Raw genomic sequence first — 15291 nt, forward strand, 5'->3', positions numbered from 1 at the left:
CGCCCGATGACTGACCGCCACACCCTTCGGACGACCCGTCGTCCCCGACGTGAAAATCACGTACGCCGTATCCAACTCCGACACCGCACGCGACAACACCGGCACCACCGCACCATTCACCAAAGCCCCCCGGGTCGCCGCCGCATCCAGCACCACTACGCCCAGGCCCTCGGCACCCATCGTCCCGGGGTTCGCCACCCCGGAGGCGGTGACGACGAGAGCGGGAGCAGCGTCGTGAACGATCGCCGCAATGCGCTCGAGCGGATAGTCGGGGTCGATGGGCACGTAGGCTCCGCCGGCTCGTACCACGGCCGCGAGGGTGATCACCAGGTCGGCCGACCGCGGCAGGAGAACCGCCACCCGGTCGCCGACCTGCACGCCGCGATCGATGATCAGCTGGGCCAGGGCATTCACCCGGGCGTCGAAGTCGGCGTAGGTCACTTCGGAGCCCTGGTCATCGACGAGAGCGATCCCGGTCGGCGTCGAGTTGGCCTGCCGCCGCACCAGCGCGTCCAGTGTCATGGTGGGAACGGGGTGGGCGGGACCTGCTTGCCAGGCCCGTACGTCGATCCGGTCACGTTCGGGGAGCAGGTTCAGCCCTGCCACCTGCTGTCGCGGATCGGTGGCGATGGCGGCCAGTACCGCGGTGAACACCTCGACGAACCGGTCGACCATGGCCCGGTCGAGGATCTCGGTGGCGTAGGTGAGGAAGCCTTCGATCCCGTCGGCAGTATCAGCAAGACTGAGGTCGAGATCCGTCTTCGCCGCCGCGAGAGTGTCTGCCATGGGGGCAGCGAAAATCCCCGGAAGGCTCAGCGTCTGTCCGGGCTCGTCGATGTAGTGGGTGAGCATGATCTGGAACAACGGGTTCCGGCTGGCCGCCCGCTCCACACCGGCAGCCTTGGCGATCTCCTCGAACGGCGCACCCTGATGGGCGAACCCGTCCAGCACCGTCTGCTTCGTGGCCTGCAGCAAGCCCGCCAGGGAGTGCTGAGGGTCCAGGTGGTGACGGAACGGCAGCGTATTGACGAAATACCCGACCACGTCCTCCAGGCCGTCTTCCGTACGCCCACCGATCGGCGAACCGATCACCACGTCGTCGCCGGCCCCCAGCACGGATGCCGCCACCGCCGTCGCGGCCTGGGCGATCATGAACATCGACACGCCCTGATGGGCGGCCACCCGCCGCAGACCCGCCACCGTACCGGCCTCGACGCTGAACCTCAGATCCACGCCGTGATGGGTCGGGTCGCTCGGACGCGCCCGGTTCAGCGTGATCGTGGACTCCTGCGGGGCCTCCGCCAGAACCTCGCCCCAGTACACCAGGTCCTGCCCCAGACGAGACTCCGGATCCTGCGGATCTCCCAGGGCCTCTCGCTGCCAGACCGCGAAGTCGGCGTACTGCAAGGGCAGCGGAGTCCACTCCGGCGCCTGACCACCGACCCTGGCCCGGTAGGCCGTGGACAGGTCTCCCAGCAGCGACGGGAACGACCACTCGTCCACCGCGTGATGGTGCACCGCCAGAACGAAAACCCACTCCGCGACGTCCACCCGCACCAGCCCGGCCCGGACCGGCAGGTCCACGCCCAGGTCGAACCCGCGCTGCAGGAAACCCGCCACCCAGGCGTCCACTGCTTCATCGGTGTCGTCGGTGGCGCCCAGCTCTTCGGCAGTGATCAGTTCCAGATGCCTCACGGCTTCCTCCCAGGCGAGGACGACCTGGCACAACCCCCTGTCGTCCTCGACGAGGAGAGTCCGGAGCGCTTCGTGCCGGGCCACGACGTCCGTGACCGCTTCCAGCAACGCAGCCGGATCGAGATCACCGGTGAGGCGCAGCACGGTGGGCACGACGTACCGGCCGCCCGGCCCACCCAGCTGCTCGATCAGCCACAGCGACTGCTGACCGTAGGACACCGGCAGCCGGTCCGGACGCTTCAGCTCCCCGACGCGGGGCAGCACTGTGCCCTCAGCGCTGCTGGTGAGGGCAAGGGAGTCGAGGTGCCGGTCGGCGATGGTCGCCAGCGACGCGACGGTGGGCGCCTCGAACACCTCGCGCAGGGTCAGGCTCGTGCCGAGCACGGCGTTGGCGCGGGCCATCACCCGGGTAGCCAGGAGTGAATGGCCGCCCAGCCGGAAGAAGTCGTCCTCGACCGAGAGCGTGATCCCGGAGGTGAGATTCAGTACCTCGCTGAAGATCTCGGCCAGAGCGCTCTCGGTCGGCGTGGCCGGGGCCCGGCCGGCGCCGGAGGCGGCCGACAGATCCGGTACCGGCAGGGCGCGGCGGTCCAGCTTGCCGTTCACCGTGACCGGGAAGCTTTCCAGAACCGTGAACACCGTCGGCACCATGTACTCCGGCAGCATTCCCGCCGCGAACTCCCGCAGGCCTTCCCCCACATCGGCCCGGGTGGTCAGGTAGGCGGCCAGATATTTTCCTCCGGCCGGGTGGTCATAGGCCAGAACGGCCGCCGCCGTGACGTCGGGGTGAGACTCCAGCACATTGCGGATCTCGTCCAGCTCGATCCGGAAACCGCGCACCTTCACCTGGTCATCGGCCCGGCCGAAGTACTCCAGCTGCCCCTCCTGGTTCCACCGGACCAGGTCACCGGTGCGGTAGAGCCGGGCACCGTCATCGCTGAAGGGGTCGGCCACGAACCGCTGGGCGCTCAGACCGGCCTGCCCCAGGTATCCGTCCGCGACCTGAACGCCGCCGAGGTAGAGCTCTCCCATCACACCGGGGCCCACCGGGCGCAGCCAGGAGTCCAGCACGACCACCGACGTGTTCCAGACCGGCTGACCGATGGGAACGGTCTCCTGGCCGGGAGCCATGGCCGACAGGTCGAAGCCCACTGTTTCTACCGCGGCCTCGGTCGGGCCGTAGGTGTTCCACACATTGATACCCGAACCCTCCAGACTCCGGGCCAGACCCGTGGGCAGAACATCAGCCCCCAACGAAAGATGCCGCAACCGCGAGGAAGCCGGATCAAAGCCCGTCGCCACGATCGCCTGGAACACCACCGGCACGAACTCCACAAAACCCACCGGCTCAGTGGCCAGAATCCCCGCCAGATACTCGACGTCCTTGTCCCCGCCCGGACGGATCAACCGCACCGTCGCCCCGACCGTCAAAGGCCAGAAGAACTCCGGAACCGACACATCAAAACCGGCAGAACTCTTCTGCAGCAGCCGATCCCCCACCCCCAGCGGGAACACACCCTGCCGCCAGGCGATCAGATTCACGATCGCTCGGTGACTGACCGCCACACCCTTGGGTCGACCTGTGGTCCCCGACGTGAAAATGACGTATGCCGTGTCAAACTCCGACACCGCACGTGACAGCACCGGCGCCACCGCACCATTCACCAAAGCCGCCCGGGTATCGGCCGCATCCAGCACCAACACAGCCGCGGCAGAAACTTGCACCGCACCCGACAGGGTGACCAGAAGAGTCGGCGAAGCGTCCTGAAGAATCGCCGCGACCCGCTCCAGCGGATAGTCCGGGTCGATCGGCACGTAGGCAGCGCCCGCCCGCAGCACCGCCGCCAGAGTGACCACCAGATCCGACGATCGGGGCAACAGCACCGCCACCCGGTCACCGACCCGCACACCCCGGTCCACCATCAGACCGGCCAGCGCATTCACCCGCAGATCAAAGTCGGCGTAGGAAATTTCGGCGCCCTGATCGTCAAGGAGGGCGATCCCGGCCGGCGTGGTCTCGACCTGCCGCCGCACCAGCGCGTCCAGCGTCGTCGAAGGCACCACGACGGCGGGCCCGGATTGCCATGCGGCCACATCGGCCTGGTCACGTTCGGGAAGCAGCGCCAGGTCCGAGACCCGCCGGTGCGGATCCGTCGCGATGGCGTCCAGCACGGCCGTGAAGACCTCGAGGAACCGGTCCACCATGACCGGGTCGAGGATCTCGGTGGCGTACGTCAGGAATCCCTCGATCCCGTCAGCGGTGTCAGCGATGCTCAGATCGAGGTCGGTCTTCGCCGCCGCGAGCGTTCCGTCCGTCGAGGTGCTCGTGACGCCGGGCAGGGTCAGCCCCTGTCCTTGACCCGGCTCGTCGATGTAGTGGGTGAGCATGATCTGGAACAGCGGATTCCGGCCGGCCGCCCGCTCCACACCGGCAGCCTTGGTGATCTCCTCGAACGGCGCACCCTGATGGGCGAACCCTTCCAGGACGGTCTGCTTCGTGGCCTGCAGCAGGCCCGCCAGAGAGTGCTGAGGGTTCAGGTGGTGACGGAACGGCAGGGTGTTCACGAAGTACCCGACCAGGTCCTCCAGCCCGTCCTGGGTACGTCCCCCGATCGGAGATCCGATCACCACGTCGTCGCCGGCCCCCAGCACGGATGCGGCGACCGCGGTGGCGGCCTGGGCGATCATGAACATGGTCACGCCCTGGTCGGCGGCCACCCGTCGTAGACCGGCCACCGTGGCGGCCTCGACGCTGAACCTCAGATCGGCGCCGTGATGTGTCGGGTCGCTCGGGCGCGCCCGGTTCAGCGTGATGGTCGATTCCTGCGGGGCCTCCGCGAAGACCTCACGCCAGTAGGCCACATCTTGCCCGAGCAGAGATGTCGGGTCGGTCGGGTCGCCGAGAACCTCTCGCTGCCAGACCGCGAAGTCGGCGTACTGCAAGGGCAGCGGAGTCCACTCCGGCGCTTGACCACCGACCCTGGCCCGGTAGGCCGTGGACAGGTCTCCCAGCAGCGACGGGAACGACCACTCGTCCACCGCGTGATGGTGCACCGCCAGCACGAAAACCCACTCCGCGACGTCCACCCGCACCAGCCCGGCCCGGACCGGCAGGTCCACGCCCAGGTCGAACCCGCGCTGCAGGAAACCCGCCACCCAGGCGTCCACTGCTTCATCGGTGTCGTCGACGTTCTCGGTGCTCAGGTCGGTGGGTGCGAGGTCGAGTGCGGCCGTGGCCTGCTCGGGGTCGAGAATGACCTGTTGCAGCCGGCCGTCGTGTTCGGCCAGAAGAGTTCTCAGGGCCTCGTGCCGCGCCACCACGTCGCCGACCGCGCCCAGCAAGGCCTTCTCGTCCAGGTCGCCGGTGAGGCGCAGTACCGTCGGTACCACGTACCGGCCACCGGGGCCGCCCAGCTGCTCGATCAGCCACAACGACTGCTGACCGTACGAAACCGGCACCACCGACGGACGAGGAACCTCCCCCACCCGCACCGACGTTCCCCCGGACGCGGCCAGACGCTCGTCCACGACAACCGCCAGGGAAGCGATCGTCGGAGCTTCGAACACCTCACGCAAGGTCAGAACCCCGCTGAACGCAGCATTCGCGCGAGCTACGACCCGGGTTGCCAGCAGCGAATGCCCACCCAGGCGGAAGAAATCGTCCTCCACCGAGAGGGTCAGGTCATCGGGAAGGTTCAGAACGTCGGTGAAGATCTCGGCCAGCACCGTCTCGGTCGCGGTCTGCGGGCCCCGGCCAGCACCCGACGCGGCCGACAGATCCGGTACCGGTAGTGCGCGACGGTCCAGCTTGCCGTTCACCGTGACCGGGAAGCTTTCCAGGACCGTGAACACGGTCGGCACCATGTACTCGGGCAGGATGCCGGCCGCATACTCCCGCAGCGTCTCGCCGACGTCCGTGCGGACGGTCAGGTAGGCGGCCAGGTACTTTCCACCGGCCGGGTGGTCGTAGGCCAGAACGGCCGCTGCCGTGACCTCCGGGTGGGACTCCAGCACGTTACGGATCTCGTCCAGCTCGATGCGGAAACCCCGCACCTTGACCTGGTCATCGGCCCGGCCGAAGTACTCCAGCTGTCCGTCCTGGCTCCAGCGCACCAGGTCTCCGGTGCGGTAGAGCCGCGATCCATCAGCAGCGTAGGGATCAGCGACGAACCGCTGGGCGGTCAGACCGGCCTGACCGACATACCCGTCGGCGACCTGGGACCCACCCAGATACAGCTCACCGATCACGCCCGGCCCGACCGGACGCAGCCAGGAGTCCAGAACGAGCACGGTGGTGTTCCAGACCGGCTGACCGATGGGAACGGTCTCCTGGCCGGGAGCCATGGCCGACAGGTCGAAGCCGACCGTCTCGACGGCGGCCTCGGTCGGGCCGTAGGTGTTCCACACATTGATACCCGAACCCTGCAGACTCCGGGCCAGACCCGTCGGCAGAACATCAGCACCCAGCGAAAGATGCCGCAACCGCGAAACAACCGGATCAAACCCCGTCGCCACGATCGCCTGGAACACCACCGGCACAAACTCCACAAAACCCACCGGCTCAGTGGCCAGAATCCCCGCCAGATACTCGACGTCCTTGTCACCACCCGGACGAATCAACCGCACCGTCGCCCCGACCGTCAAAGGCCAGAAGAACTCCGGAACCGACACATCAAAACCGGCAGAACTCTTCTGCAACAGCCGATCCCCCACCCCCAGCGGGAACACACCCTGCCGCCAGGCGATCAAATTCACGATCGCCCGATGACTGACCGCCACACCCTTCGGACGACCTGTGGTCCCCGACGTGAAAATCACGTACGCCGTGTCAAACTCCGACACCGCACGCGACAGCACCGGCGCCACCGCACCATTCACCAACGCCGCACGGGTATCGGCCGCATCCAGCACCAACACCTTCGAGGCAGCAGCGTTCACCGCATCAGACGTGGTGATCAGAAGAGTCGGCGAGGAATCCTGAAGGATCGCCGCCATCCGCTCAGCCGGATAATCGGGGTCAATCGGCACGTAGGCAGCGCCGGCCCGCAGCACGGCCGCGAGGGCCACGACCAGATCGGAGGATCGGGGCAGCTGGACCGCCACCCGGTCACCGACCTGCACGCCACGGCTGACGAGCACGGCGGCCAGGGCATTCACCTGCTGATCGAAGGCGGCGTAGGACAGTTCAGCGCCCTCGTGATCGACGAGGGCGATCCCGGCCGGGGTTGCCTGGATCTGCCGCTGGATCAGCGCGTCCAGCGTCATCGGGGGAACCGGAACCTCCGGACCCGACTGCCACTGCGACACGTTCGTCTGGTCAGGTCCCGGTAGCAGCGCCAGATCAGACACCTGCTGTGCCGGGTCGGAGGCGATGGCCTTCAGGACCGTTGTGAACACGTCCACGAACCGGTCGACCATCGGCCGGTCGAGGATCTCGGTGGCGTAGGTGAGGAACCCTTCGATCCCGTCGCCGTTGTCGGCGAGGTTGAGATCGATATCGGTCTTGGCCGCCGCGAGGTTTCCGCCCACCGGGGTCGCCGTCATTCCCGGCAGGGCCAGCCCCTGGGCCTGCTCCCCGACGTAGTGCGTCAGCATGATCTGGAACAGCGGGTTCCGGCTGGCCGCCCGCTCCACACCGGCAGCCTTGGCGATCTCCTCGAACGGCGCACCCTGATGGGCGAACCCGTCCAGCACCGTCTGCTTCGTCGCCTGCAGCAAGCCCGCCAGGGAGTGCTGAGGGTCCAGCCGATGACGGAACGGCAGCGTATTGACGAAATACCCGACCACGTCCTCCAGGCCGTCTTCCGTACGCCCACCGATCGGCGAACCGATCACCACATCATCCCCGGCGCCGAGCACCGATGCGGCGACTGCGGTGGCGGCCTGGGCGATCATGAACATGGTCACGCCCTGATCGGCGGCCACCCGCCGCAGACCCGCCACCGTACCGGCCTCGACGCTGAACCTCAGATCCACGCCGTGATGGGTCGGATCGCTCGGACGGGCCCGGGCGGACGTGATGGTCGACTCCGGCGGGGCCTCGGCCAGAACCTCACGCCAGTAGGCCAGATCACGCCCCAGAGGAGACGACGGGCCGCCGAGCACCTCACGCTGCCACACCGCGTAGTCCGCATACTGCACCGCCAGAGGTGCCCAGCCCGGAGCCTGCCCGGCAATCCGAGCTGCGTAGGCCGCCGACAGGTCACCCAGCAGGGACGGGAACGACCACTCGTCCACCGCGTGATGATGCACCGCCAGCACGAAAACCCACTCGGAGCCGTCCACCCGCAACAATGCGGCCCGGACCGGAAGGTCCACCCCCAGATCGAACCGGCGCTGCAGGACACCCGCCACCCACGCGTCCACCCTGTCGTCGGTGGCCTTCAGATCTTGCCCGGTGATCAGATCCAGGCGGGCAAGGGCCTCCTGCGAAGTGAGCACCACCTGCCGCAAGCCCTCGTCGTCCTCGATGAGAAGCGTCCGCAATGCCTCGTGCCGCGCCACCACGTCGGTCACCGCGCCCAGCAGGGCCTGCTCGTCCAGATCACCGGACAGGCGCAACGCCATCGGCACGACGTACCGGCCACCGGGCCCACCCAGCTGCTCGATCAGCCACAACGACTGCTGACCGTAGGAGACCGGCAACCGGTCCGGACGAACCAGTTCCCCGATCCTGGGCAGCGAACCGGACCCGGCGGCGATGTCGCCCTGGCTGAGATGCCGGTCGACGACCCGGGCCAGTACCGCAACCGTGGGAGATTCGAACAGGTCCCGCAGGGTCAGCGTGGTGCCGAGGACGGCATTGGCCCGGGCCACGACCCGGGTGGCCAGGAGCGAGTGTCCGCCCAGACGGAAGAAGTCGTCGTCGACGGAGAGTTCCTCCTTCGCCGATAGGTTCAGGACGTCGGCGAAGATCCGGGCCAGCGTGTTCTCGGTCGGGGTCGCCGGGGCCCGGCCGCCGGCCGTGCTCAGGTCCGGGACCGGAAGTGCCCGGCGGTCGAGCTTTCCGTTGGCCGTGACCGGGAACTCGGCGAGCCGGGTGAACACGGCCGGAACCATGTAGTCCGGCAGGACTCGCTGCGCCCGTTCCCTTGCTGCGTCGGCCACCCCGGCATCGACGGAGCCGGAGGTGAAGTAGGCAGCGAGGTACTTCCCTCCCGCCGGGTGGTCGAGGGCGAGAACAGCGGCCGTAGTGACGTCGGGGTGGGATTCCAGAACGCTGCGGATCTCGTCGAGTTCGATGCGGAACCCGCGGATCTTGACCTGGTCGTCGCTGCGGCCGAGGTATTCCAGTTCGCCGTCCTGGTTCCACCGCACCAGGTCGCCGGTGCGGTAGAGCCGGGATCCGTCCTCGGCGAAGGGGTCGGCGATGAAGCGCTGAGCGCTCAGACCGGCCTGGCCCAGATAGCCGTCCGCGATCTGGAAACCACCCAGGTAGAGCTCTCCGACCACCCCGGGGCCGACCGGGCGCAACCAGGTGTCGAGAACGGTCGCCGTCGTGTTCCACACCGGGCGACCGATGAGGCTACCCCCGGCCGCGTGATGGGCGGTGTGGGTGGCGTCACCGGTGATTTCGGTGCTGCCGTAGAGGTTGTGGACGACAGCCTGCGGGGCGGCCCGCCGCATGGCCGCGGCGAGGTGGGGGGTGAGCGTCTCTCCCGAGGAGGTCCACTGCCGCAGGCTGCTCAGCCTGAGCGGGCGGCCGTCACCCGTTGCGAGGAGGGTTTCGGCGAGACTCGGCACAGTGAGGACGTGCGTGGCCCGGTGGCGCTGAACGGTAGCCAGGAGGGTGGCGGCATCGCGGGCGTGAGCGTCGGGCAGCACCACGACGGTGGCGCCGGCGGTGAGGGCGCCGAACAGCTCGGTGCAGGCGTCGACGAAACCGATGCCGCTCTTGGCCAGCGTGATGCTGGTGGTGTCGAGGTCCTGGGTGTGGTTGCCCCAGTGAAGTCGATTGACCAGGGCCTGATGGCTGACGGCCACACCCTTGGGGCGTCCGGTGGTACCGGAGGTGAAGATGACGTAGGCGGTGTCCGCGCCCGTCAGCGGGCGTGACAGCACCGGAACGCCTCTGCCCGCAGCCTGGTCCGCGAGGGTTGCCTGGACCTCGTCGGCGTCGAGAGCCAGTACGGCCACACCGGTATCAGTATCTGCGCGAGTGGTGACGAGGAGAGCGGGGGCGCCGTCGTGAAGGATGGCATTGATGCGTTCGCGAGGATATTGCGGGTCGATCGGAATGTACGCGGCGCCGGCGCGCAGGATCGCGGCGAGAGTGACAGCCAGGTCGGGAGTGCGGGGCAGGAGAACAGCAACCCGGTCACCGACCCGGACCCCGCGGTCGATCAGCACGCGGGCCAGGGCGTTCACCCGGTCGTCGAACTCGGCGTACGACAGCCGGTGATCAGTGTCGGCGTCGATCAGGGCGATACGGGCCGGGTGAGCGGCGGCCTGGGTGTGCAACCAGGTGCTGAGGTCGGCGTGCGGCAGGACGGCCGCAGGTCCCTTCGACCAGAGGCGCACCCGGTCGAGCTCGGCGTCCGGCAGCAGCCGCAGCTCGCCCAGGAGCGGATTCTGCTCGGGATCAACGGCGGACGACGTGGCCGCCACCGCGTCGAGGACGGCGGTGAGGGTCTGGGCGAAGCGGTGAGCGCTGTCGTGGTCCAGAATGTCGGTGGCGTAGGTGAGGAACCCCTGGATCTGGACGGAGTCGTCCTCCAGGTACAGGTCGATGTCCGTCTTGACCGCGCCGAGACTGACCTTCGCAGGGGTGGCCGTGACACCGGGCAGGGCCAGGCCCGCAGCCGGTTCCCCGACGTAGTGCGTCAGCATGATCTGGAACAACGGGTTCCGGCTCGCCGCCCGCTCCACACCCGCGGCCTTGGCGATCTCCTCGAACGGCGCACCCTGATGGGCGAAACCGTCCAGCACCGTCTGCCGGGTCGCCTGCAGCAGATCAGCGATCGCCCACGCCGGGTCGAGACGGTGACGGAACGGCAGAGTATTGACGAAATACCCGACCAGGTCCTCCAGCCCGTGCTCGGTGCGTCCCCCGATCGGCGATCCGATCACCACGTCGTCACCGGCGCCGAGCACGGATGCGGCGACTGCGGTGGCGGCCTGGGCGATCATGAACATGGTCACGCCCTGATCGGTGGCCACCTGCCGCAGTCCGGTCACCGTGCGGGCCTGGATGCTGAACCTCAGATCCGCACCGTGATGCGTGGGTTCACTCGGACGCACCCGGTCCGGCGTGATCGTGGACTCCGGGGGCACCTCCGCCAGGACCTCACGCCAGTAGGCCAGATCTCGGGTCAGAGAGGACGACGGGCCGTCCAGCACCTCACGCTGCCACACCGCGTAATCCGCGTACTGCACGGCCAGAGGCGCCCAGTCCGGTGCCTGCCCACAGGCCCGGGCCCGGTAGGCCGCCGACAGATCCCCCAGCAGCGACGGGAACGACCACTCGTCCACCGCGTGGTGGTGCACCGCCAGCACGAAAACCCACTCGTCGGCGTCCGCCCGCACCAGTGCGGCCCGGACCGGCAGGTCCACGCCCAGGTCGAACCGGCGCCGAAGCAGCCCCTCGGCCCAGACGTCCACCATTTCTGCTGTGGGGTACTGATTTTCCGGTACCAGATCCGCGTTCAGGGGCCCCAGCGCAGCAACGGCCGCCTCGGGCGCCAGAACGACCTGGTGCAGTTCACCCTGGTCCTCGACCAGCAGGGTGCGCAGCGCCTCGTGCCGCCCGATGACGTCCGCGATCGCGTCCCGCAGGGCCACCTCGTCGAGGCCGCCGCGCAGACGCAGCACCATCGGCACCACGTACCGGCCACCCGGCCCGCCCAGCTGATCGATCAGCCACAGCGACTGCTGACCGTAGGAAACCGGAAGAGATGAGGGACGCGGGAGGTCACCGACCCGGGGTGTCCCCCGATCCGGGATCGGGGCACCTTCGAGGACAGCGAGACGCTCCTGCACGATCCGGGCCAGGCCGGCCACGGTCGGCGCCTCGAACACCTCCCGCAGGGTCAGGGCAACGCCGAAATGGGCGTTCGCGCGCGCGACGACCCGGGTCGCCAGCAGTGAATGCCCACCCAGGTAGAAGAAGTCGTCCTCCGCCGAAACCGGCAGCTGCAGGATCTCGGAGAAGATCTCGGCCAGGCCGGTCTCGACCGGTGTTTCCGGAGCCCGTCCGGCGCCTCTCGCCGCGCCCAGGTCCGGTGCGGGCAGGGCACGTCGATCGAGTTTGCCGTTGACGGTGGTGGGAAGAGCTTCCAGGACAGTGACTGTCGTCGGGACCATGTAGTCGGGCAGGATCCCGGCCACGTGTGCCCGCACGTGGTCGATCAGGCCATCGTCGGCGCCGGGGCCGGTCAGGTAAGCGGCCAGATACTTCCCGCCCGCCGGGTGGTCGTACGCCACCACCGCGGCCGCATCCACGCCCGGGTGGGATTCCAGGGCGTCACGGATCTCGTCGAGCTCGATCCGGAACCCCCGGATCTTCACCTGGTCGTCGGAGCGGCCGAGATACTCGACGTCTCCGTGGTGGTTCCAGCGGACCAGGTCGCCCGTGCGGTACAGACGGGAGCCGTCGGCGGCGAACGGGTCGGCGACGAAACGCTGCGCGCTCAGGCCTGTCTGGCCGAGGTAGCCGTCGGCGATCTGTACTCCGCCGAGGTAGAGCTCGCCCACCACCCCGGGGCCGACGGGTCGTAGCCAGGTATCCAGGACGTGGAGGGTGGTGTTCTGCACGGGCCCACCGATGGGGACGACCACCGTTCCGTTCAGGCCGGTGGGATCGACGGGGTGGGCGGTCACGTCGACGGCGGCCTCGGTGGGCCCGTAGAGGTTGTGCAGACCGGCACCGGCGAAAAGCCTGTGGGCGTCCAGCGCCGAGGCGGTGGGCAGCGCCTCACCGGAGAAGAACACCTGCCGCAGAGACCTCAGCCGGGCCGAATCGGGCTGCGCGGCCAGGAACGCCGTCAGCATCGAGGGGACGAAGTGCGCCAGCGTGACCTGGTGCTGCTCGATCACCTGCGCCAGGTACACCGGATCCTTGTGCCCGCCGTCGCGGGCCACCACGAGTGTGGCGCCGGTGATCAGGGGCAGGAAGAACTCCCACACCGACACGTCGAAACCGTCGGGCGTCTTCTGCAGCACCCGATCCCCCGGCCCGACGGCGTACTCGTCACGCATCCACACCAGGCGATTCACGATCGCGCGGTGGTTGACGGATACGCCCTTGGGGCGGCCGGTGGTGCCGGAGGTGAAGATGACGTAGGCCGGGTCCGCACCGGTCACCGGCCGGTCCCGTACCGGCGCCGAAACCTCGCCCGTAGCAGCGATCAGACGGAAGGCCGACGCAGCATCCAGCACCTCGCCGTCCGAAGCGCGCCCGGTGACCAGGAGAGCCGGCGTGGCGTCCTGGAGGATCGCGGCGACCCGCTCCCCCGGATAGTCCGGATCGATCGGCACGTAGGCGGCCCCCGCCCGCAGCACGGCCGCCAGAGCCACGACGAGATCAGCGGTCCGGGGTAGCAGGACCGCAACGCGGTCGCCCACCCGTACCCCCCGATCAACCATCAGCGCAGCCAAAGCATTGACCCGGCGGTCGAACTCGGCGAACGACACGACGTCACCGAGGTCATCGATCAGGGCCACGCCCGACGGGGTCGCCCGGGCCTGCCGGCGCACCAGCTCGTCCAGCGTCACGGCGGGAACCTCGACCGACCGACCGCTCTGCCAGCCGGTGATCTCGGCCTGTTCCCGTTCGGGGAGCAGATTGAGGTCGAAGACACGCCGGTCCGGATCCGCGGCGACCATCTGGGTGAGGAAGGCCATGAAGTCGGCCAGGAAGCTCTCGACCCCCTCACGACCCAGGTCCCGGTCGCTGGAGGCCAGGTCGAACCGGAACCCGTGCACCGCATCCCGGTAGACCATCAGGTCCCACCGGCCCACCGGGCCGTTGGCGAGCGTCTCCTGCCGGCCCATCACCGGACCGAACCGGTACTCGTAGTCGAAGGCCTTGAAATTGAGCTGGGGAAGGGCGTAATAGTCCTCCACGCCCCACGGCCACGCTCGCGCCAGCTCCTCCTCGGCGGCCACCCAACGGCGAACCACCTCTCGGGACTGATCACGCACCCGGTCCACGAACTGCGCCACCGATCCGGACAGGGCCGCCGGATCGAAGCCGAACACCGTCGGCGCCGCCGCGACCAGCATCGCCGGGGTCGTCAGCGCCGTTCGCCCCTGCCGGTTCATCTGGGGCAGGCGGACCGCGAACAGGTCCCGCCCCTGACGAGCGGCGGTGAACAGACCCCACGCCGCCAGCACCACGTCCGACCACGAAACCCGCGCCGACCGGGCCAGGCGATCGACTGCCGCCGCCGTCTCGTCCCCCAGAACTCTCCCCGCCCGGGCATCCGTCAGGAGGAATCGCTCCGGGCGCTCGCCCCGACTCGACTCCCGAGCCCCCAACCCGGCTCCGGCCGTGTCGTGCGCGTGCTCGAACCGTTCCCGCCAGAACTGCGACCGCGCAGCATCCGCTTCCGGCTGCTCGACCAGCGCCCCCACCAGCTCGCCGTACCTCCCGAACCACCGCTCAGGAACGGTCGCCTGCTCCGCCAGCGCGGAGTACACCTCGGCAACCCGGCGGGTGAACAAACCCAGCCCGTAGGCGTCCAAAAACACGTGGTGGACGACAAACTCCCAGGCCCAGCCCCCCGCCGTCCGAGGATGCAGCACCGACCCGGCCGTGAACCGGGCCGGATCGCCACCCAGTCCACGACAGCGAGCGACCGCTCCGGCCCGGATGGCGTCATCGCTCAATGCCACCGTCGACACCTGGACCCACGGCGCGTCTCCTACCGGCGCCATCGTCGGCTCGCCATCGGCACCGCTACGGATCCGCAGCCGCAGGACGTCCGCCTCATCGCCCGCCCTGGCCAGCGCCTGCTCCAGCAAGGCGATGTCGAGCTCGCCGTCCAGCCACACGACCTGCGAGATCAGGAACGCGTCAGCCTGTGGTGACACCTCCTCGGCGGCCCACACGCCGAGCTGAGCAGGAACGAGACGTACAGAACCGTTGGTCACCATCAACTCCAGGAAGTTAGCTTCGCCTAACCTAACTAGCCATCCAGGCGAACGACAAGACCGGCACGGTGAGCGAACCTCCGGGCGCCGGCATCCGGCCGACCGCGACGGGCAGCCGCAGCCTCCGAAGAACCGGGTCCTGCGACTCGATCCTGGAAATCCGCCCAGGAGAGTACGTGCCGAGGAGTTCGTACACCGGCAGCACCCGCCACCGGCCGCTTCGCCCCGAGACCCTTCGCCCCGGCGGCCTTTCCATCAGGAGCGACAACCCACCCCTGCTTCGCGATACAACGCGCATTAACGCCACGCGGGCCGTCCCGTCAATCCCCTGACCCGAAAATGTCCTGACGGCGACGGAATCCGACCTCCCGGCAACGCACCGGGGCTGGCCAGCCAGTTGTCCCTTGCACTGCGCCCAGACCCCGACCGGGACCGTCGGCGACCGGTGGCGGCGCCGGATCGCCCGTGGCTCTTGTCGATCAGCTGGCTTGCTAGTTAGGTTAG

Annotated in this window: 1 protein-coding gene; it reads right to left on the reverse strand. The window is 68.6% G+C overall.

Annotated elements, in window-relative coordinates; all coding sequences use genetic code 11:
• Positions 1–14787: non-ribosomal peptide synthetase (locus QSK05_RS27145; protein WP_285600181.1), on the reverse strand; the 14787-nt coding region annotated here is incomplete at its 3' end.
• Positions 14788–15291: the final 504 nt, after the last annotated feature.

Source organism: Kineosporia sp. NBRC 101731 (assembly GCF_030269305.1).
GTDB lineage: Bacteria > Actinomycetota > Actinomycetes > Actinomycetales > Kineosporiaceae > Kineosporia.